Origin of the sequence: Oceanicola sp. 22II-s10i (assembly GCF_002210105.1) — a bacterium.
Lineage (GTDB): Bacteria > Pseudomonadota > Alphaproteobacteria > Rhodobacterales > Rhodobacteraceae > Pseudooceanicola.
On sequence record NZ_AQQU01000008.1, the window covers coordinates 1 to 18,751 of the forward strand.

Here is an 18,751-nt window from a genome sequence, read left to right on the forward strand (position 1 = left end):
GGTCAGAGCGGCGCGGTGCGGTAAAGCCGGACCTTGAGGCCGCCATGCGGGATCGGCGGGCCGATCTCGGCGAAATTCAGCCCGGTCGCCTTGGCCAGCCCGCCGTCGCTGGTCACGAGGCCAAGCCGCCAGCCCGGCAGCTTTTCGCGCAGGGTCTGGCCGAGCCCGCCGTAGAGCGCGAACAACAGGTTCCGGTTGCCGATCCGGTCGCCGTAAGGCGGGTTCACCATGACGAGGCCGGGCGGACCGTCGGGCCGTTCCAGCGCACCGACGGGGTGGCAGGCAAAGCGGGTCAGGGCGGCGACGCCCGCGCGCTCGGCATTCTGGGTCGCCATGCCGACCGCGCCCTGGTCGCGGTCGGATCCGTAGAAGCGCAGGTCCGGAGTGCCGGGCTTGTCGGCCGCGGCTTTCATCGCGGTCCATGCCTGCGGATCGAAGGATGCGAAATCCTCGAAGGCGAAGCGGCGCGACCGGCCGGGGGCGAGCCCGGCGGCGATCTCGGCCGCCTCGATCGGGAAGGTGCCCGAGCCGCACATCGGGTCCATCACGGGTTCCGATCCGTCGTAGCCGCACTGGCGCAGGAACAGTGCTGCCATCGTCTCGCGGATCGGGGCCTTGCCGACGGCCAGCTTGTGGCCGCGCCGGTGCAGCGCCTCGCCCGAGGTGTCGAGCGAGATGGTGCAGAGGTCGTCCTCGATCCGGACCATGATCTTGAGCGCGGCCTCGGCGCTGACTGTTGCGCCGAGCGTTTCCGTGATCGCCCGTTCCACCCGCTGCGCGGCGGCGCCTGCGTGGTAGATGCGCGACTTGCGGCTGGTCGCTTCGACCTTCACCGGCAGATCCGGGCGCAGCACACCGGCCCAGTCCACCTTGCGCGCGCGCTTGTCGAGCTGGGCGAGGTGCATCGCGCGGAACTCGGCGATCCGCACCAGCACCCGCGTCGCGCCGCGCAGCCACAGGTTCGCGCGCCAGACCTCGGGCCAGCCGCCTTGCGCGGTCACGCCGCCCGCGACGGCGGTTGCATCCGCAAAGCCAAGCTCGCGCGCCTCCTCGGCGAGCGTCGCTTCCAGCCCCGGCGGGCAGGTCAGGAACAGGCCGAGGGCCGGTTCAGACGGCGATGAAGTGGACATCGGGGATGCGTTCGATTTCAAAGACATCCTCGTCGTAACGCTCGCTCAGCATGTCGACATAGGCTTCGTCCCAGCCGGGCAGGTCCAGTTCCTCTTCGATCTCGTCCTCGATCGCGAATTTGTCGAGGAACGCGGCGATCACCCGGCGTTTCTGGCGTTCAGTCATGACCGGGTGCGCATGCAGATAGGCCCGGAACCGCTGCATGCCTTCCTTGGACATGATGTCCGCCAGCAAGTCGAAGCCGCCGATGATCTTGGTCCCGTGTTCCAGACCCGCGACCTCGCGGATGATGGAGCCCCAGATCAGCGGCGTGTCCTCGTTGCACCAGACCGTGATCTCGATCTCGGGGTGGGCGGCGCGGATACGGGCGATCAGTTCGGACCAGCGCAGCAGCGCCGGATCGGTGCCGTCGAGGAAGGTCAGGAAATCGTCGTGCGGGCTCTCGGCGAAGAGGGCGGGCAGGTAGGTGGCCGGGTTGCGGATGCCGAGGCAGAGCGTCAGGTGATCACTGCCGAAAAGCTCCGCCAGATCGGTCAGGCGCTGTTCGGCGCGCGGGTAGAGCAGGCCGCCGCTGACAGCGAGCTTGGGCACGCAGAAGAAGTTCTCGTCCGACAGCAGCACCCGCGTCGCACCGTCCTGTTCCACGATCTGGTCCAGCAGGATGTCACGCGCACCGTCTGCGGGGGCATCCTTGATCATCGCCTTGACCGTGTCCCGCAGCAGCTTGCGATAGCGCGAGGGGCCGGGCACCGCGATGCCCTTTTGCAGGAACAGGTCCTTGTTCTTGAGCAGGCACTTCACCAGGCGGTCTACGTCGGTGCAATGTGCGCCCGCGTGCAGGACGATTTCCATGGCGTGCCCTTATTCCCCGGATCCCGGCGTCCGGCTGGTTGCGCCTTCTATATCGCGGGGCGGCTGGACAGTAAAAGCGGTTTGGGGCATGGGGCTTGGCATGGTGGACGTTCCGACACAGGCGGCGCAGGGGCGGCGAATCTTCTGGCCTTCGGCTTGGTCCGTCGGCGCGGGGCTGATCGCCGCGCTGGTGGTCGCGCCGATCGTTTCGGTGTTCGTGATCGCGGCCGCGCCGTTCTGGTCGGGGGCCGAGAACATCTGGCCGCACCTGATCTCCACGACCCTGCCGCGCTACCTGTCGAACACGCTGTGGCTGATGGCCGGTGTCGGCCTGCTGACCGCCTGCATGGGGACCGGGGCGGCGTGGATCGTGGCGCGATACCGGTTTCCGGGCGACAGGTGGCTGGAATACCTGCTGCTGCTGCCGCTGGCGATCCCAGCCTATGTCGGGGCCTATGCGCTGGTCGATTTCCTGGAATACGCGGGCCCGGTTCAGAGCGGTCTGCGCAGCCTGATGGGCTGGAAAACGGCGCGCGACTACTGGTTTCCGGAGATCCGGTCGCTGGGTGCTGCCGTTCTGGTCCTGGCGGCGGCACTGTATCCCTACGTCTACCTGCTGGCGCGGGCGGCGTTCCGCGAACAGGCCGGGGCGGGCGAAGAGGTGGCGATGTCGCTGGGCGTCGGCGCCTTTGGCCGGTTCCGGCGCGTCGGGCTGCCGCTGGCGCGGCCCGCCATCGCGACCGGCGTGGCCGTGGTGATGATGGAGACGGTGAACGATTTCGGCACCGTCGACTATTTCGCGGTGCAGACGCTGACGACCGGCATCTTCTCCACCTGGCTGGAAAAGAACAACGCGGGCGGGGCGGCGCAGATCGCCTGTGTCATCCTCGCGCTCGTCGTGGCGCTGGTGATGATCGAGAAGCTGTCGCAGCGCCGGTCGCGGTTCTACAACATGGCGCGGGGCCATCGCCCGGTGGAAAAGGTGCGGTTGTCGGGCCGGGCCGGGTGGCTGGCCTGCGTGCTGTGCTGCATTCCGCTGCTGATCGGGTTCGTCCTGCCCGCCGGGGTGATCCTGAGGCACGCGGTCGACAATGCCGAGGCCTGGCTCGACCCCGGCCTGCTGCTGGCGTTCCGGCACACGATCACCGTCGGCGGCATCGCCGCGCTGGTGACGGTGGGGGCGGCGGTGTTCCTTGTCTACGGTGTGCGGCTGTCGGGGCGGCGGTTTCCGCGGCTGATGCTGCCGCTCACGTCGATCGGCTATGCCGCGCCGGGGGCTGTGCTGGGGGTCGGGATCCTCGTGCCGCTTGCCGCCGCCGATCACCGGCTGGCCGACACGGTCGAGGGCGCGACGGGGTTCGACATCGGTCTGGTGATGACCGGATCGGCCTTCGCGCTGGTGCTGGCCTATTCGGTCCGGTTCTTCGCCATCGCCGGCGGGGCGGCGGATTCGGGGTTCGGGCGCGTGTCACCGTCGCTGCCGATGGCGGCACAGTCGCTGGGGCGGACACGGGGGCAGGTGCTGCGGTCGATCTATTTCCCGCTGGTGCGCGGCACGCTGGCCTCGGCACTGCTGCTGGTCTTTGTCGACTGCGTCAAGGAACTGCCCGCGACGATGCTGCTGAGGCCCTTCAACTACGACACGCTGGCCACGCGGGTGCACGATCAGGCCTCGCTGGAGAACCTCGGGCAGGCGGCCCCGGCGGCGATCCTCGTGATCCTCGTGGGGCTGGCCGCCGTGGCATTGCTGGCCCGCGCCAACCGCTGAAAGCGCTGTCGCACTGGGGCGGAAAATTTCTGTCCGATCCCTGCAATTTTTCCCTTGCAGCCGTCCGCCCAAGCCAATAGATGATCCCTCACCCAAGGACGCGGGCGTAGCTCAGGGGTAGAGCATAACCTTGCCAAGGTTAGGGTCGTGAGTTCGAATCTCATCGCCCGCTCCAATTAAACAAAGGGTCTGAACCGTCAGCCCTTTGTGACTTCTCTCAGGATCAGAAACAGGCCCTGCCGCCACCCACCGTCGCTAGACGTGTGGCGGTGTGACCATCGACTGCACCTCGCGGACCACGCGGGCCACCGGGACCGGTTTGACCAGCACGACAGGGCGGGGCGACATTGGCGCGGCCGAGGCGTCGAGAATTGAATCGTCTCCGGTGAGAAAGAGGAACGGGATCCCGCGGTCCCACAGGGCCTGTGCCACCGGGCCGCTTGTCTGGCCACCGGCCAGCGACAGGTCCAGCGTCGCACCGTCCAGACCGCTGTTCGCTGCGGCGATTTCGGCGATGGCGGCGTCCACGGTGGCGTGCGGGCCCACGACCTCGAACCCGGCATCCGACAGGATCCGTTTCAGCAGAGCGGCATAAAGGAATTCGTCCTCGACCACCAGAATCCTGGGGCGTCGCGTCATGTCGGTGCAGGCATGGTGGCGGGGAAGCGCAGTTCGTAGACGATTCCGTCGGGCCGGTAGGAAAACGACGCATGTGCACCGAGTTCGCGTGGCACCAGTTCGGTCAGCAGCAGCTTGCCGAAGCCGTCGCCGTCCTCCGTCGTCTCCGGCAGGGGGTGGTCGGCATGTTCCGACCAGACAAGGCTCAGCTCGTTCGGGCCCCGGCCGGAGCCGCATTCGATGGTCACAACGCCGTCTTCCGAGGCAAAGGCGCCATGCTTGACCGCGTTGTTGGTCAGTTCGTGCAGCGCCAGAACGATGGTCGAGGCGGTCGCGGCCTCAAGCTCGGCATCCGCGCCGCGCAGGGTCACGCGGTCGTGGATTTCCGGACCCAGCTGATCCAGTTCCTGCCGGACAAGGTCGTGCAGCGGCCGCGGCATTGCCGAACCGGCGACGAGGTGCAGGTTGGCCCGCCCGATCGCTTCCAGCCGCAGTTGCAGCCGGTCGAGCAGGTCGTCCTTGTCGCTGGCGTTGTAGGCCGAGAAGGCGGCGACCGCCTGAACGATGGCCAGCAGGTTCTTGACCCGGTGGCGCAGTTCAGAGACCAGCAGTTCCTGCCGGTCGCGCCACATCTGCTGTTCGGTCACCTCGAAGGTCATCGCCATCACGCCGGCGACCGCGCCGCTGCGCGTCCGGTAAGGTTCCGCCACGCCGGAAAAGTATCGCCGCCGCGTCTGGCCGTCGGGGCGGGTTTCCAGATAGCTGGTTGTCTGCGCGATCTGCGCCTTGCCGGTCTGGAACGCGGCGTCCAGCAGTTTGTGCGCGCCCGGATTCTCCCCCAGAACGCAGCGCTCGGCCAGCGTGCTGCCCAGGGGTTCGACCCCCGGATGCCATGTGCGGAATTCGTCGTTTGCGAAGATGCAGGTATGCTCCGGGCCGCGGTGGATGCCGACGGCGAAGGGCGCGTTCGACAGCAGGTCCCTGAGCAGCGTCTCGTTGTCGTCCAGCAGGGAATAGGCATCGTCGCCGCCCGGCGGGACAACGGGGCCGGTTCCGGTGAACTGAAGGATACAGCCGGTTACACCGCCGGTCGTGTCGTGGCAGGCGGCGACGCGCAGGTCCTCGCCCGAAGCCGTCCGGCGGGTACGCGATCCTGCGCCGACCATGACTTCCCGCATCTCGTTGTCCAGACCCCTGGTCCCGAGAGTTTCGGTCAGACTGTCGGCGGATTGGCCGATCAGGTCGGCGGTGATGCCCGGACGGGTCAGGGCCTGTGACGTGATGAAGCGGATGGTCAGGTTACGGTCCGCGACGATCACCGGGACACCCGCTGCGCGCAGGATCGACGCCGCGTCCGGCTGGGCGGCGGGAATGTCCGTTCGGCGGTCCAGCGACCCTGTGCAGCCATCCGCCATTCGTGGTGGATCCGGATCTTTCGGAAGGGTTCTGGATCCCTCCCGCATTGCGACAGTCACAGTATACCATCCAAAGCGTTTCGCCGCGCCTCCCCAAATCTGGTGGGTCAGATGCCCGCTCCGGCGGTGATGGAAAATTTCGCCGCGTGTTGATCCGCCTGTCGTCTGCCTGCGTATCCGGTTTATGCTTGTCCAGACCACAGCCATGAACGACAAAACCGCGCGCGGCCTGGCCGCCGTGCGGTCTATGCCGCGTAAGGAGGGGGACAGGGTGCAGTCGACGCCACGCGAGTTGTCGCAGGAAACGGTCTGGATGCTGGCGGTGCGCGACCGGCGCGACCGGATGGCGTTTGCCGCCCTGTTCGATCATTTCGCGCCGCGTCTCAAAGGTTTCGTGATGCGATCCGGCACTCCTGCCGAACAGGCGGAAGAAATCGTGCAGGACGTGATGCTCAAGGTCTGGCGCAAGGCCGATCTGTTCGATCCGCATCGGGCGCAGGTGTCGTCCTGGATCTACCAGATCGCCCGCAACCGGCAGATCGACGTGTTGCGCAAGGAAAGCCGCCCGGTGCCCGAGGAACTGGCCGAGGACCCGGATGCCGAGCCGGACGCCGGCCAGATACTCGCGCTGGAGCAGGAAACCGATCACCTGCGCCGCGCCCTGACCGGGCTGAAGCCCGAGCAGCGCGAGGTGATCGAGAAAGCCTACCTGGGTGAACTCACCCACCAGGAGATTAGTGACCAGACCGGGCTGCCGCTCGGGACCGTGAAATCACGGATCCGGATCGGCCTCGACCGTCTGCGGAAGGAGTTGAAGGACCTACAGCCATGAGTGAAATCCGTCACCATGTCACCGATGCCATGCTGGCTGCCTATGCGGCCGGATCGTTGCCGCACCCCTTTGCCGTACTCGTCTCGGCCCATGTCTCAATGTGCCCGGACTGCCGCGCCGCGCTCGAGGCGCATCAGGCGGTCGGCGGCGTTCTGCTGGATCAGGCCGCGCCCGTCGCGCTGTCCGGCGGGTTGAAGGCCGATATCCTGTCTCGTCTCGACGATGAGTTCCCGTCCGAGCCGGTCTATGCCCGCTCCGGGGTCTATCCCGGACCGATCATGCAGACGCTCAAGGGCCGCGCCCCGCGCTGGAAGTCGCTGGGCATGGGGGTCCGGCAGGACATCCTGTCCGAAAACGCCGAGGGATCGGTGCGGCTCCTCTACATCCCGCCGGGGCAGGCGGTGCCGGATCACGGCCACAACGGGCTGGAACTGACGCTGGTCCTGCAGGGCAGTTTCAGCGACGAGACCGGGCGCTTCGGTCCCGGCGATCTGGAGATCGCGGACGAGGAACTGGAACACACGCCGGTCGCCGATCCGGGCGAGGCCTGCATCTGCGTGGCCGCGACGGACGCCCGCCTGCGGTTCCGTTCCGCCCTGCCGCGTCTGCTGCAGCCGTTCTTCCGTATCTGAAGCTCAGCGGCCCCGGTAGACGACGATATCCGGCAGCATGTCGATCAGCCGGATCACCCAAGCGAAGGGAATGGGAAAGTCGGTGCGGAAGCGCCGGCTTTTCATCGCCTTGAGCACCTTGGCCGCCGCATCCTCGGGCGTCATCAGCTGCGGCATCCGGAATTCATTCTTGTCGGTCAGCCGCGTCTTGATGAAGCCGGGATTGACCAGCCGCACCGTGACCCCGGTGTCGCGCAGATCGTGGCGCAGGGTTTCGGCGAGGCTGACGAGCCCCGCCTTGCTGGCGGAATAGCCGATCGAGGCGGGCAGGCCGTGGTATCCGGCCAGTGACCCGATCAGCGTGATGTCGCCGCGCCCGGCCCGGACCATGCCCGGCACGACCTCGCCCAGAACCCGCATCGCGCCGGTGAAATTCACATCCGCCACCTTCAGCGCCGTTTCGGTGTCCCAGTCACGGGCGGCCATCGGCTCGTAGGCGCCCGCGCCATAGATCACGCCATCCACGTTCCCCGCTTCCGCGACCGCTGCCCGGACCGAGGCAAGGTCGGTCACGTCGAGGGGCAGGGCGCGCGCGTCGGGCAGGTCGTCGGCGAGCGACTTGAGCCGGTCCTCGCTGCGGGCCGACAGGACAAGTCGCGCACCCTCGGCCGCAAGCTGGCGGGCAAGGTCACGGCCCAGGCCTTCGCTTGCGCCGATCAGCCAGTAGGTCTTGCCGGTAAAGGCGGTCATGGTGTGGCCCCCTTGGCGTGCTCGTTGTCCGAGGTCAGCGGTTCGGGCGCGGGCGCGGCGCTGAGGAACGGCGCGCGCTTGATCCAGAGGATCACCGCCTGCCAGTGGATCAGCGCCAGCACCCTCAGTGCGCCCATCGGACGGCGCAGGGCTGCACGGGCCAGCGAGCGGTTCGTCGCCGGGGCAAGCGGGCCGTCCAGCGTGGCCAGCACGCCTTCCTTTCCGTTTTCGTAGGCGATGCGGATATGCACCTCGGTCGCGCTCATGCCGAAGTTGAAGATGTAGCGCCCTGCAACCTCTTGGAAGGGCGAGACATGCATCAGCTTGGTCGCGACCAGCCGGTCGTCGCGCCGGATCGGGCGAAAGTCCTCGTGCGCGCAGAAATAGCAGTGCCGTCCGCCGAAGGTGTTGTTCACCTCGGCCACGAAGGCGAAGGGCTGACCGTCACGCAGGGCGATCCAGAAGCTGACGGGATTGAAATGAAACCAGAGGAAACTCGGCTGGGTCAGAAGCAGAAGCTCCGCGCCCTCCAAGGGAAATCCGCGCCGTTCCAGTTCCCCGCGGAACCAGGCCGTGCCGGTGCCGTCGCCGCGCGGGCCGCCGTGCCGGGCACTGTGCAGCGACCACAGGTTGAACCGGTTCCGGGACAACAGGGCAGGGTCCTCCTGCGGGTCGTCCAGATCGCAAAGCACGTAGTCCACGCCGTAGCGGAATGCGTTGCGGATGCCGCCGCGCCGCGCGTGATAGGTTTGTCCCTGAAGATGCCGTGTCACCATATACCAACTACGCTTCGGGCAGCCGTTTGGTTCAGCGCCGGCGGGAATAATGGGGCAGGGCCCGTACGCGGGCTTACCAGAATTTTTGTCCGGGTTTGAACTATTTGCCGTCGGGCACCGTAACTACGGGGTAACACATTAAAAAGAGAGCCCGATGACCTTTCACGATCCTCGTCCGCCGCGCCGCCGTATCGCCATTGTCGGCAGCGGGATATCGGGCCTCTCGGCCGCGTATTACCTGTCCCCCGATCATGACGTGACCCTGTACGAAGCCGACACCCGGCTGGGTGGTCATGCACGCACGGTCGTGGCCGGGCTGAACGGGGATCAGCCGGTGGATACCGGGTTCATCGTGTTCAACTACGCCACCTATCCCCATCTGACCCGCCTCTTCGACGAGCTGGGCGTACCGGTCACCAAGAGCGACATGAGCTTCAGCGCCTCGATCGACGGCGGACGGATCGAATACGGGCTGACCAACCTGCGGACGCTGACGGCACAGCGCCGCAACCTGCTGCGGCCGGGATATTACCGGATGATGTCGGACATCATGCGGTTCGGCCGCGAGGCAGAGGCCGCGGCGCGTGACGATGAGATGACCATCGGCGAGCTTGTGCGCGACCTGAAGATGGGCCGCTGGTTCAGCGACAATTTCCTGATGCCGATGTGCGGCGCCATCTGGTCGACCCCGCTGCGCGAGGTCGATCAGTTCCCCGCGCAGTCGCTCGTCCGCTTCTTTCGAAACCATGCCCTGTTCGCGCAGACCCCGGACCACCAGTGGTGGACCGTGAGGGGCGGCAGCGTGGAATATGTCCGCCGCCTGAAGGATGCGCTGACCGTGCGCGGCTGCCGCATCCTGACAGGCACCCCGGTACATGAGGTCCGGCGCGGCCCCGAAGGCGTGGTCGTGAAGGCCGGAGAGGGCGCGCGATCCGAGCGGTTCGACGAGATCGTCTTTGCCTGCCATTCTGATCAGGCCCTCCGCATTCTCGGTGACCAGGCGAGTGTCGAGGAACGCTCGGCGCTTGGAGACATCCGGTATCAGACGAACCGCGCGGTCCTGCACCGTGATCCCTCGCAGATGCCCAAGCGGCGCGCCTGCTGGGCCAGCTGGGCCTACCGCTCGCAGGACGGGGCAATCGGCGTGACCTACTGGATGAACAAGCTGCAGAACATCCCTGAGTCCGACCCGCTGTTCGTGACGCTCAACCCGTCATCCGAGATCGCCCCGGACATGATATATGATAGCGTGGACTTCGCGCATCCCATGTTCGACCGCGCGGCGCTGAGCGCGCAGACCCGGATCGGCGCGATGCAGGGACAGCAGAATACGTGGTTCGCGGGCGCTTATCTGGGCAACGGCTTCCACGAGGATGGAATTGCGAGTGCCGTGAAGGTGGTCGACCGCATCCGCGCGCTGCATCCGCTGCAATCCGCATCCCCGGAGCTGCGTCCGGATCTCGCTGCCGAGTAACCCGGCCCCGGCATCCCTGTCGGATATATTTTTCATTTGCAGTGCGTTGCAAAGGTTCTCCACTCGACCGCATCGGTCGAGTGGATCGATCAGCCGTGTCGAATCCCATAATCTGGGACTGTGGGCAAAAAACACGCTATGATTGTGTTTGGACCCCGTTCCGGCGACCTTGGGGCGACTTTTTTCACGTTTGTCGGACAATTTTTTAAGAATTGGGCACATTTTTGCCGAATTTGCCTGTTAGTAAAATTTCAAGAGGCCCCCGAAAGCCGGGCCAGATCGGACGGCCCGGCAAGAGGCTGCATCATCTGTTCCGGCTGGGTATTGAGTGCGAGATCGAACATGAGACTACTGATTGTAGACGACGAACCCAGCATCCTTGAATTGCTCGGCGTGGCCCTGAGGGCTCTTGGCAGTTACAAGGTGAAGACTGCCACATCGGCACGTCAGGCGCTGGAGATGATTGCCGACAAGCCACGGGAATTCGACGCCTTTCTGCTGGATATCCAGATGCCCGGCATGGACGGCATCGAACTGTGCTCGGAAATCCGGCGTAATCAGCACTATCGGTCCGCCCCGATCCTCATGCTGACGGCAATGTCCCAGATGAGCTACGTCGAGAAGGCGTTCGAAGCCGGGGCGACGGACTATGTCACCAAGCCGTTCAACTTCGACGATCTCAAGAGCCGTCTGAACACCGCGCGCAAACAGAAATATTCCAAGGCCGCGACCAATTCGGCCGAGGCGACGCCGTCCATGATGCGGTCGGTGTTCAACAACGACCATCAGGATTATTCCGAAGAGCTCGACTTCTCCAAGGTCGAGCGGTTCATCGGCTCCACCGAGTTCGAAAACTACGTCCGCCAGATGACGCTGGCCAAGGCGCCGCACATCTGTGCCTTTGCCGTGCGGGTTGCGAACGGTGCCAATATCGCGGCCTCGGCTGCCTCGATGGACTTCTACAACCTGTTCCACCGCGTCGCCTCGGCCATCTCGGCCGGCACGTCGGCGGCCGGCAGCCTGCTGGCCTATCGTGGCAACGGCCTGTTCATCTGCGCCGAGCACGGAATGCGGCGCACGGATACGACGAAGCTCGAGGCGGACATCGCCGCCGAGATGGCGCGGATCGGCGGCAACACCGAAGTCGCCCAGATCGCAGTTGGCCTGCATGTGGACATGGAGACCTTCGACGCCCAGGCCGGTAAGCGCCTGATCGATGCCGCGATTGCCCGTGCAGAAGCGCGCACGCCCGCCGTGGTTCAGACCCGCACCCCCGAACCGCCCCGCGCGGCCCCGGTCGCAGAGACGCTGCCGGAAATGCCGCGCGTCGTTCCGGTTCGCTACGAACAGCGCGCGGAACGGCCCGCCGCGCCCCGCCAGCGCCCGGACCGTCGCGCCTATGAGCAGATGCTTCTCGACTCGCTTCGCAACGTCTGAGCCGGGGCGGGAGGGCGCGTCATGAATACCACGATTGCCAATCGCAGGATCATTCGCTTTCTCGAGCGGCTGTTCCTCAGCCCGACGCGACAGCAGATCGTCGACTACACGACCACGATCAGCAAGCTGCTGTTCCAGCGGCACGGCATTTTCCTGTCCGCCACGGTGCTTGCTGCCGTATATGTCGACGCGACCAAGGCGATCCTGTGCTATTCCATGGTCCTTCTGGCCGAGGTGCTGGACCTGCGCCTGGCCCGCAAGGTGTCCAACTGGGAAGGCAAGGACCCCAAGACCGCCCGCCGTATCGCCTGGCAAATCCTGTTCAACACGCTCGTCAGCGCGCTGGCGATCACCGCCTTCGTGGTCCAGATCGCGCTGGAGCAGAGGGTAGGGGGGCACTTCACCCCGCTGTTCTTCCTGTTCGCCGCCGCGCTGTTCTGCGCCATGAACAACCACCAGATCCTCGGGGCGCTTATCCTGCGGCTGACGATCTATGCTTTCGCCTTCGGCTTCATCGCGCTGATCGACATCATCCGCTACGCGCCGCCGCTGTCCTCGTACATCTGGCTGCAGTTCTTCACCGTCGCCTTCGTGATGTACTTCATCCTGGACGTGTCCCGGCTCTATCTCGGGATGTACAAGAAGAACCTCGCGCATCTGGAGTCGCTCGAAGAAGAGCATGAGAAGGTCAAGGCCGCCTTCCGCGTGAAATCCAACTTCGTCTCGACGGTCAGCCACGAGCTGCGGACGCCCCTGACCTCGATCAAGGGCTCGCTCGACCTGATGGCCGCGGGCTCGCTCGGGCCGGTGCCGGACCATCTGAAATCGGTCCTCGACCTCGCCGGGCGGAATTGCGAACGGCTCTCCGCGCTGATCAACGACATCCTGGACGTTCAGAGCCTCGAGGCCGGTCGCTTCGTGAGCGAGCTGAAGCCGCTGTCGGTTGAGGATTTCGTGCACGAGGCGGTTCAGGTGAACTACGGCTTCGCTGACAAGCACGGCGTCTATCTGGATTACCAGCGACCCGAAACGGATACGATGATCCTCGGTGACCGGCGCCGCCTGATTCAGGTCATGACGAACCTCATGTCCAATGCCGTGAAATTCTCGGAACGCGGCGATGCCGTGACCATCCGTACCGAAGCGCATGGCGACAAGGCCGTCATCTTTGTCGAGGACAACGGAATCGGCATTCCCGCCGACGCCCGCGAGAAGGTCTTTGCGCAATTCGAGCAGGTGGACAATTCCGATCGCCGCAGCCACAGCGGCACGGGCCTGGGCATGAACATCACGCGTCAGATTGTCGATCTGCACAAAGGGGTCATCGACTTCGCCTCCGAGCAAGGGGTGGGGACGACCTTCATGGTGGCATTCTCGCGCTGGACGCCCGAGCATGCCGGCGCAGAGATCAAGATGCACCCGCATGCCGAAAAGTTGAGGGCGCTGCCGGCGGCCGAGTGAACTTCGGCTCATACCAACCTAATCACAAAAGATTATCAGGGCGGATGGTCACAGTCTGTGCAACCCTGTTGCATAAATGTGCCTCCCGCCAGAGGAATCTTGTGTGTGGCAGAATCAAGGCGTAGTTGTGTAGACATTGTGGTGGGGGGAACAGTTAATGTTTCCAGAACCGGACTGGCTACGGCAATACGCAATGCATCATCACAGAGATCTGGGCCGCATATCGCGCGCGCATCTGGTTTTTCCCGAAATTGCGTCGGATTCTTCTGAATCACGGCCGATTTTGATCGAACGCGCCGCTGCCGCTAAGTCAACTTCACTGCGGGACGAGGTGATAGATAAGACCGGTTCGGTCAAGGTCACCGCAATGTCGTTTCAAAACATGACGCAATACGGCGATCTGTTTGTTGAATTCATGCGTGCGCGGCGCGCGGTGTTCATCGACCGGCTGAAGTGGAACCTCCAGCAGACCGATGGAATGGAATTCGATCAATACGACACACCGGAGGCTCGCTGGGTCGCGGTCCATGAATACGGTCGCGTTCTGGGCGGGATCCGCCTTATGCCGACCACCGCGCGCTGCGCGATCTACAGCTACATGCTGCGCGACGCGCAGAAGGGGCTGCTGGACGACATTCCCCGCGACGTCCTCTTCTTCGACGCGCCCGAAGATCCCCGGACATGGGAGGCGACGCGCCTTTTCATTTCGGACGATGTCGAGGCCGAGCGACGGTCGCTGGTGCAGCGCATGCTGATGATCGCGATGCAGTCCACGGCCGCACAGGCCGGTGCAACCAGCGTCATAGGGATCGTGCCCTCCGTCTTTGCCCGCTGGCTGAAGCGGATCGGCATGGAAGCCTCGCCGGTCGGGCCGAAGTTCAGCATCGACGGGACCTGGAGCCAGGCGGCACTGTTCCCCTTGCGGCACCGTGTGCAGTAGGCATCAACACGCTGACGGGGTGGTCGTGCCCTCCGTTCCATGGATGGCGGCCCGGTGCATACGACAGCAGAGCGCGCGATCGCTTGAAGCTATCGCGTTTCCTGCGGAACCTCGGTGACATTGTTTCTCGGTGAGGAGGTTTGCCACTTTCCGTTCCACGGAAAGTGCATGGTGCCCCCAGAGGGCGTCCAAGCCCTATATCTTGATGCCCCGTCCTGCTCTGAGTTGACGCGATAGCCATAAAAACATGGCCCAATCGTGTTCCGCGCTATTCCATCACGGCCCATCATACCCCATATCTTGAGGGGGATTGAAAAGGGGATGAAAATGACCCGCGCCTTGAACCGTCTCAGCGCCGCAGCGCTCAAGTCCGCGCCGGTCGGCAAACATGCCGATGGCGGCGGCCTCTGGCTCGTCAAGCGACCGGATGGCGGTGCGCAATGGGTTCTGCGCGTCACGCCCCACGGCAGGCGGCGCGAAATGGGGCTGGGTTCCTTCCCTGACGTTTCGCTCAAAGCTGCGCGGGAGAGTGCTGAGAAGTGCAGGGCAATGGTCCGCAGCGGTCTGGACCCGATCAAGGAGCGGGAACGGGAACGCCGGGAGGCCGCTCGGAATATCCATATGCTTGCCGATATCGCGCTGGACGCCTTCGAAAGCCGCAAGGCCGAATTGAAGGGCGACGGGAAGGCAGGGCGCTGGTTCTCTCCGCTGGAACTGCATGTGCTGCCCAAGCTGGGAAAGGTGCCGGTGGCGGATATCGACCAGAAGGATATCCGCGACACTCTCGCCCCCATCTGGCACACCAAGGCGGACACCGCTCGGAAAGCGATGAACCGGTTGGGCATCGTCATGCGCTACGCGGCGGCGTTGGGGCTGGAAGTGGATCTGCAGGCCACCGACAAGGCAAAGGCGCTTCTGGGCAAGCAGCGGCACACCGTCACCAATGTGCCAGCTATGAACTGGCGTGACGTGCCCGCGTTTTATCAGTCGCTCGGCGGATCGGTCACGGAACTGGCGTTGCGGTTGCTCATCCTTACTGCGGTCCGGTCCTACCCCCTGCGGTTCCTGCATGTGGACCAGATCGAGGGGGACGTTTGGGTGATACCCGCAGCGGCCATGAAAGGTCGACTGGGGACGACAAGTGACTTTCGGGTGCCCTTGTCCGCTGAGGCGCAACGCGTTGTGTCAGAGGCCCGGAAATTCGCGCGCGATGGGTATCTTTTCCCCGGCCTGCGGCGGGGTGTGATTTCCGACATGACGATGACGGCTTTCATGGACCGGCGCGGTTTGGTCGAGCGGCCCCACGGGTTTCGGTCGTCGTTCCGCGACTGGACGGCGGAAGCAACGAACACGCCGCGCGAAGTGGCGGAAACCTGTCTTGGGCATGTCAGCGGGGGCGCGGTCGAACGGGCATATCGACGGACGGATTTTCTAGAGCAGAGGCGGGCGGTGATGGAGCGCTGGGCGCTGGTAATTACCAATAGGGTTGATATTGCAATACTGAACCGGGGGGGCGATGCCGCTTAGTCCTCCGCTTGGTGGATGGGGCTGTCCAGATTGGAAGGACCCATCCGCATACGACAACAACCAGAACTGGTCCGATGAAAGGTGGCGCTGGGAATTTCTAAGGCGCAGTCACTCTGTTCGAGGGACTTACCATATGCAGGCATGCAAGGAATGGAGACGCAGTTGTCCCGGCATGCCAATTCCCAAGGATATTTTTTGGCACGAGCGCTATTCGGATATGACTATCGGCATTCCCCCGAGTATCGCCGCTTCAATAGGATACCCGTCGCTTCCCAACCCAGTTTATGCCGACAGCTTTCTATTGTTGGAGCAATGGTCGGATCACGACCATAGGTATCTGCAGGCGCGACGCATCTATCCGCTTGATTTTGCGAAGGAGCATAAACTTAAGTTCGGGGGCAGTGAAATTATGTCACCCACTCAGATCGGCATCGTTTTCGATCCAAACCAACCGATAGAGCCTCAGGTGCGCAACTTAGAGAGTTTCCTGCTTTCGCTTCGACATCATTCCATCAAGACACGAAAAAAGCTCCATAAATCAAAGATGTCGAAGTATCTAAGGATTCTAGATGCGAGGGAGCAGGGTGCCAGCTGGGCCGATTGCGCGGGCTCCATTTTGTCGTTCGATACGGTGGCAACTCCACAGACTGCAGCGGACACGTTCAAGCAAGCTAGAGCGTTCCAAGCCTCGTTGTGATTTTAGGCCCCCCTTCTTTTCCCAATCTTCAAAATCAATCTTCTGTTCCACGGTGCGCCATACCAAACTGTGGAGACGAAATGACCTACCTCACCTTCAACGACCTCAGGTCCAAACTCGGCAACCGGGGACGGACCACGATTTACCGAGACGTCGAACTGGGCCGTCTGCCCAAACCCATCAAGATCGGTTCCCGCCTCTACTGGGCGGAATCTGAAATCGACGCGGCTCTGGCCGCAGCGGCAGAATAAGACCCGCCCCACCCAAGCAATGCGCTTGGGCGATGGGGACGGGAATGTTCTCTGGAAAAAACGCCCAAACCCTACGCCCAGCGCCTTCCGAAATCAAGGAGGCCTGATATGGCTCACTCAACTGACTGGGGCGCGAAGCCCTTTACCTTCATCCAGCCTGACGAGACCCGGCTTTCGGTCATTGTGAAAGGCCGTGACCGCTGGGCGCTGGAATGTCTCATCGCCGCAGGCAAACGCGGCTGCACGCCCATCGACACCCCCGGACCCCGTTGGAGCGGATACGTCTGGAAGTTGCGGGAGATGGGGATCCAGATCGAGACCGTCACGGAGCCGCACAGCGGGCCGTTTTCCGGCACTCACGCCCGCTATGTCCTGCACAGCCAGCCGGTGGCGCAAGACGGCGGGGTTCCGGCATGAACCGCGCCCCCAACACCCCGTCATCGCGCGATGCTTGGGAAGCGCGTCTTTTTTACCGGCATAGCCTGCCGCGCTGGTTCGCCCGGACACACGCTGACCTTCGCAACGGGCGGCCCGACTGATGGCGAAACCCTACAAGCATCACAAAAGGGGGGCTGGGCGTCACGTCCAGCTTCCTGAATGGCTGCAGGCCAGCGAGGCATGGGCGACCATGAAGCCCGGCCCAAGGGCGCTCTACATCGAACTGAAACGGCGGTTCAACGGCACGAACAACGGGCAGATCATCCTTAGTCACCGGGACGCGGCTCAGGCCCTTGCCGTGCATCGCAATACGGTCGGCCCGTGGTTCGATGAACTGCAGCAACGGGGGTTCATCCGCATGACGCAGGCCCCTCACCTCGGTCCCGCCGGTATCGGCAAGGCGTCTATCTGGGCGCTGGAGGAACTGCCGACGCAAGCCGGTCATCTGCCATCCAAGGCGTTCATGTCTTGGCGGGTGAATAAAAAGCCCCGCACAAAAACTGGGACGTCCCGTCACAAACACTGTGACGCATCGGCGGGTATTGCGGCGAAACTGGCGTGAACCGTCCGGAAAACTGTGACGTGCGGTGTATGACTTTCGATGCCGCGCGGCCCAAGAAACCGGACACATATACATCTAGCCAAGGGCAGTGGTTCTTTCCGGGCGAGCGATGCGACTGGTTCGACGGGGCAACTTGCCAGTCGATTTGGATAAAATAGGGGAAAATAGATGGGCGGATGCGGTAGCGGCACATACCTGCGCTGGGGCGGGCGCATGACGGTCGAAGATATGAAACCCCTGCGGATCGGAGTGCTGGCGAAAGACGGCTGGCTGCACTCCGGGCGAACTTCGAAATACAGTTGGACGGTGAACGGAGAGCCGGAGGGCGACATACGGGTGACGGCACGCGATGGCCACGTCAGGCTGAATTATCGGCATCGGAAGGGCGGCGATTGGGAATCGAAAAACTACCGGGTTCGGATCGAATACACGCCTTGCCACTTTGGCGGATCGCGACCTTGGTTCATCTGCCCAGCGCTAGGATGCGGAAAGCGGACAGGGACACTCTACGGCGGCACGATATTCGCGTGTCGCAGGTGCCACCAGCTTGCATACCCATCGGAGAACGAGAGCCGTAGGGACCGTGCTATCCGGAAAGCGGACAAGCTGCGAAAGCAGCTAGGCTGGCCTCCTGGCATTTTCGAAGGGGCGGGTTGGGGAAAACCTCGATACATGCACCGAGCCACATATCAGAAGCTGGCGACTGAATACGAGGCGCTTGAGGCCAAAGCGTTGACCGAAACGATGGCTTGGCTGGCGATGTATCGAAATTAGGCCGGAGAGCACTCACCAGCTACAGACGGGGGGATTCGGAGGGGGATAGAAGAACCAGTTAGTCAATTAACTGTATGATTTTCAAAGTCTTATTGAATTTAATTGGTGCCCCCAGAGAGACTCGAACTCCCGACCCACTGATTACAAATCAGTTGCTCTACCAGCTGAGCTATAGGGGCAATGCGAGGCACTTAGCACCGGCACCGGCACCGCACAAGCGGCAAGCCGCAGGGAAAGGGAAACGGGCGGCGGCGCCCCATCAACTCAGCCGCCGTCCGCCCCATATGCCGACGGGAACCCCCGATCCGCACATGATTCACCCGTCCGGTCGCGCCTTTTGCGCGCCGGTCTGCGGCCACCGTGGGCTACCTTCCCCAAGTGCTTGGTGAACCGGCCCAGGCCGCGGTGACCGGCCTGTCCGTGCCTGCAGGATGCGG

At 63.8% G+C, this 18,751-nt stretch carries 18 protein-coding genes and 2 tRNA genes; 13 read left to right on the top strand and 7 right to left on the bottom strand.

The window, feature by feature from the left end; genetic code table 11:
- Positions 1-2: 2 nt before the first annotated feature.
- Positions 3-1,130, bottom strand: a complete 1,128-nt coding sequence (locus ATO6_RS18160) for a class I SAM-dependent RNA methyltransferase (protein WP_088625463.1) — start codon at positions 1,128-1,130, stop codon at positions 3-5.
- Complete coding sequence (locus tag ATO6_RS18165) at positions 1,108-1,983, bottom strand: hypothetical protein (protein ID WP_088625464.1); 876 nt, start codon at positions 1,981-1,983, stop codon at positions 1,108-1,110. The genes ATO6_RS18160 and ATO6_RS18165 overlap by 23 nt, the downstream gene beginning before the upstream one ends.
- A gap of 100 nt (positions 1,984-2,083) precedes the next feature.
- Between ATO6_RS18165 and ATO6_RS18170 the strand changes: the two genes are divergently transcribed.
- Together ATO6_RS18170 and ATO6_RS18175 are read left to right on the top strand one after the other, a co-directional pair.
- The gene (locus ATO6_RS18170; protein WP_088625616.1) at positions 2,084-3,751 is read left to right on the top strand and encodes an iron ABC transporter permease; all 1,668 of its coding nucleotides are present in this window, start codon (positions 2,084-2,086) and stop codon (positions 3,749-3,751) included.
- A gap of 100 nt (positions 3,752-3,851) precedes the next feature.
- Positions 3,852-3,926, top strand: a tRNA-Gly gene (locus ATO6_RS18175).
- Between the two features lie 80 nt (positions 3,927-4,006).
- On the opposite strand, the gene ATO6_RS18180 is transcribed toward ATO6_RS18175, so the two are convergent.
- Together ATO6_RS18180 and ATO6_RS18185 are read right to left on the bottom strand one after the other, a co-directional pair.
- A complete protein-coding gene (locus tag ATO6_RS18180; protein WP_088625465.1) occupies positions 4,007-4,390 on the bottom strand; it encodes a response regulator in 384 nt (127 codons plus the stop codon).
- Entirely contained in the window at positions 4,387-5,784 is a 1,398-nt protein-coding gene (locus tag ATO6_RS18185; protein ID WP_176440991.1) for a sensor histidine kinase, read from the bottom strand. The genes ATO6_RS18180 and ATO6_RS18185 overlap by 4 nt, the downstream gene beginning before the upstream one ends.
- A 313-nt stretch (positions 5,785-6,097) precedes the next feature.
- Between ATO6_RS18185 and ATO6_RS18190 the strand changes: the two genes are divergently transcribed.
- Both ATO6_RS18190 and ATO6_RS18195 read left to right on the top strand, forming a co-directional pair.
- Positions 6,098-6,616, top strand: coding sequence for a sigma-70 family RNA polymerase sigma factor (locus ATO6_RS18190; protein ID WP_176441008.1), 519 nt, complete (start codon positions 6,098-6,100; stop codon positions 6,614-6,616).
- Positions 6,613-7,248: a ChrR family anti-sigma-E factor gene (locus ATO6_RS18195; RefSeq protein ID WP_088625467.1), complete on the top strand. Its 636-nt coding sequence runs from the start codon at positions 6,613-6,615 to the stop codon at positions 7,246-7,248. The genes ATO6_RS18190 and ATO6_RS18195 overlap by 4 nt, the downstream gene beginning before the upstream one ends.
- A gap of 3 nt (positions 7,249-7,251) precedes the next feature.
- On the opposite strand, the gene ATO6_RS18200 is transcribed toward ATO6_RS18195, so the two are convergent.
- Both ATO6_RS18200 and ATO6_RS18205 read right to left on the bottom strand, forming a co-directional pair.
- Positions 7,252-7,977, bottom strand: coding sequence for an SDR family oxidoreductase (locus tag ATO6_RS18200; protein WP_088625468.1), 726 nt, complete (start codon positions 7,975-7,977; stop codon positions 7,252-7,254).
- On the bottom strand, positions 7,974-8,753 hold the full coding sequence (locus ATO6_RS18205) for a DUF1365 domain-containing protein (protein ID WP_088625469.1): 780 nt from the start codon (positions 8,751-8,753) through the stop codon (positions 7,974-7,976). The genes ATO6_RS18200 and ATO6_RS18205 overlap by 4 nt, the downstream gene beginning before the upstream one ends.
- A 154-nt stretch (positions 8,754-8,907) precedes the next feature.
- On the opposite strand from ATO6_RS18205, the gene ATO6_RS18210 reads away from it, so the two are divergent.
- The 9 genes from ATO6_RS18210 to ATO6_RS18250 all read left to right on the top strand — a co-directional run bounded on the left by ATO6_RS18210 (position 8,908) and on the right by ATO6_RS18250 (position 17,540).
- Positions 8,908-10,227 (top strand): NAD(P)/FAD-dependent oxidoreductase, encoded by a 1,320-nt coding sequence (locus ATO6_RS18210; RefSeq protein WP_088625470.1) that lies wholly within the window; start codon positions 8,908-8,910, stop codon positions 10,225-10,227.
- A gap of 342 nt (positions 10,228-10,569) precedes the next feature.
- Complete coding sequence (locus ATO6_RS18215) at positions 10,570-11,664, top strand: response regulator (protein WP_176440992.1); 1,095 nt, start codon at positions 10,570-10,572, stop codon at positions 11,662-11,664.
- A gap of 21 nt (positions 11,665-11,685) precedes the next feature.
- Positions 11,686-13,125, top strand: a complete 1,440-nt coding sequence (locus ATO6_RS18220; protein ID WP_088625472.1) for a cell wall metabolism sensor histidine kinase WalK — start codon at positions 11,686-11,688, stop codon at positions 13,123-13,125.
- A gap of 157 nt (positions 13,126-13,282) precedes the next feature.
- Positions 13,283-14,065, top strand: a complete 783-nt coding sequence (locus tag ATO6_RS18225; RefSeq protein ID WP_254919202.1) for an acyl-homoserine-lactone synthase — start codon at positions 13,283-13,285, stop codon at positions 14,063-14,065.
- A gap of 327 nt (positions 14,066-14,392) precedes the next feature.
- Positions 14,393-15,592, top strand: coding sequence for a site-specific integrase (locus tag ATO6_RS18230; protein ID WP_088625474.1), 1,200 nt, complete (start codon positions 14,393-14,395; stop codon positions 15,590-15,592).
- A 172-nt stretch (positions 15,593-15,764) separates the two neighbouring features.
- The gene (locus ATO6_RS18235; protein ID WP_088625475.1) at positions 15,765-16,289 is read left to right on the top strand and encodes a hypothetical protein; all 525 of its coding nucleotides are present in this window, start codon (positions 15,765-15,767) and stop codon (positions 16,287-16,289) included.
- Between the two features lie 80 nt (positions 16,290-16,369).
- On the top strand, positions 16,370-16,540 hold the full coding sequence (locus tag ATO6_RS18240; RefSeq protein WP_088625476.1) for an AlpA family transcriptional regulator: 171 nt from the start codon (positions 16,370-16,372) through the stop codon (positions 16,538-16,540).
- Positions 16,541-16,648: 108 nt separating this feature from the next.
- Entirely contained in the window at positions 16,649-16,957 is a 309-nt protein-coding gene (locus tag ATO6_RS18245) for a hypothetical protein (RefSeq protein ID WP_088625477.1), read from the top strand.
- 121 nt (positions 16,958-17,078) lie between these two features.
- Positions 17,079-17,540, top strand: a complete 462-nt coding sequence (locus tag ATO6_RS18250) for a hypothetical protein (RefSeq protein WP_176440993.1) — start codon at positions 17,079-17,081, stop codon at positions 17,538-17,540.
- A gap of 877 nt (positions 17,541-18,417) precedes the next feature.
- Here ATO6_RS18250 and ATO6_RS18255 read toward each other — a convergent pair.
- Positions 18,418-18,493, bottom strand: a tRNA-Thr gene (locus ATO6_RS18255).
- Positions 18,494-18,751 lie beyond the last annotated feature (258 nt).

What these genes read in the sequence shown, in the direction of transcription:
- ATO6_RS18160 (WP_088625463.1), bottom strand. Translation starts at nt 1,130, where the DNA reads ATGTCCACTTCATCGCCGTCTGAACCGGCCCTCGGCCTGTTCCTGACC.
- ATO6_RS18165 (WP_088625464.1), bottom strand. Translation starts at nt 1,983, where the DNA reads ATGGAAATCGTCCTGCACGCGGGCGCACATTGCACCGACGTAGACCGC.
- ATO6_RS18170 (WP_088625616.1), top strand. Translation starts at nt 2,084, where the DNA reads ATGGTGGACGTTCCGACACAGGCGGCGCAGGGGCGGCGAATCTTCTGG.
- ATO6_RS18180 (WP_088625465.1), bottom strand. Translation starts at nt 4,390, where the DNA reads ATGACGCGACGCCCCAGGATTCTGGTGGTCGAGGACGAATTCCTTTAT.
- ATO6_RS18185 (WP_176440991.1), bottom strand. Translation starts at nt 5,784, where the DNA reads ATGGCGGATGGCTGCACAGGGTCGCTGGACCGCCGAACGGACATTCCC.
- ATO6_RS18190 (WP_176441008.1), top strand. Translation starts at nt 6,098, where the DNA reads ATGCTGGCGGTGCGCGACCGGCGCGACCGGATGGCGTTTGCCGCCCTG.
- ATO6_RS18195 (WP_088625467.1), top strand. Translation starts at nt 6,613, where the DNA reads ATGAGTGAAATCCGTCACCATGTCACCGATGCCATGCTGGCTGCCTAT.
- ATO6_RS18200 (WP_088625468.1), bottom strand. Translation starts at nt 7,977, where the DNA reads ATGACCGCCTTTACCGGCAAGACCTACTGGCTGATCGGCGCAAGCGAA.
- ATO6_RS18205 (WP_088625469.1), bottom strand. Translation starts at nt 8,753, where the DNA reads ATGGTGACACGGCATCTTCAGGGACAAACCTATCACGCGCGGCGCGGC.
- ATO6_RS18210 (WP_088625470.1), top strand. Translation starts at nt 8,908, where the DNA reads ATGACCTTTCACGATCCTCGTCCGCCGCGCCGCCGTATCGCCATTGTC.
- ATO6_RS18215 (WP_176440992.1), top strand. Translation starts at nt 10,570, where the DNA reads ATGAGACTACTGATTGTAGACGACGAACCCAGCATCCTTGAATTGCTC.
- ATO6_RS18220 (WP_088625472.1), top strand. Translation starts at nt 11,686, where the DNA reads ATGAATACCACGATTGCCAATCGCAGGATCATTCGCTTTCTCGAGCGG.
- ATO6_RS18225 (WP_254919202.1), top strand. Translation starts at nt 13,283, where the DNA reads ATGTTTCCAGAACCGGACTGGCTACGGCAATACGCAATGCATCATCAC.
- ATO6_RS18230 (WP_088625474.1), top strand. Translation starts at nt 14,393, where the DNA reads ATGACCCGCGCCTTGAACCGTCTCAGCGCCGCAGCGCTCAAGTCCGCG.
- ATO6_RS18235 (WP_088625475.1), top strand. Translation starts at nt 15,765, where the DNA reads ATGCCAATTCCCAAGGATATTTTTTGGCACGAGCGCTATTCGGATATG.
- ATO6_RS18240 (WP_088625476.1), top strand. Translation starts at nt 16,370, where the DNA reads ATGACCTACCTCACCTTCAACGACCTCAGGTCCAAACTCGGCAACCGG.
- ATO6_RS18245 (WP_088625477.1), top strand. Translation starts at nt 16,649, where the DNA reads ATGGCTCACTCAACTGACTGGGGCGCGAAGCCCTTTACCTTCATCCAG.
- ATO6_RS18250 (WP_176440993.1), top strand. Translation starts at nt 17,079, where the DNA reads ATGGCGAAACCCTACAAGCATCACAAAAGGGGGGCTGGGCGTCACGTC.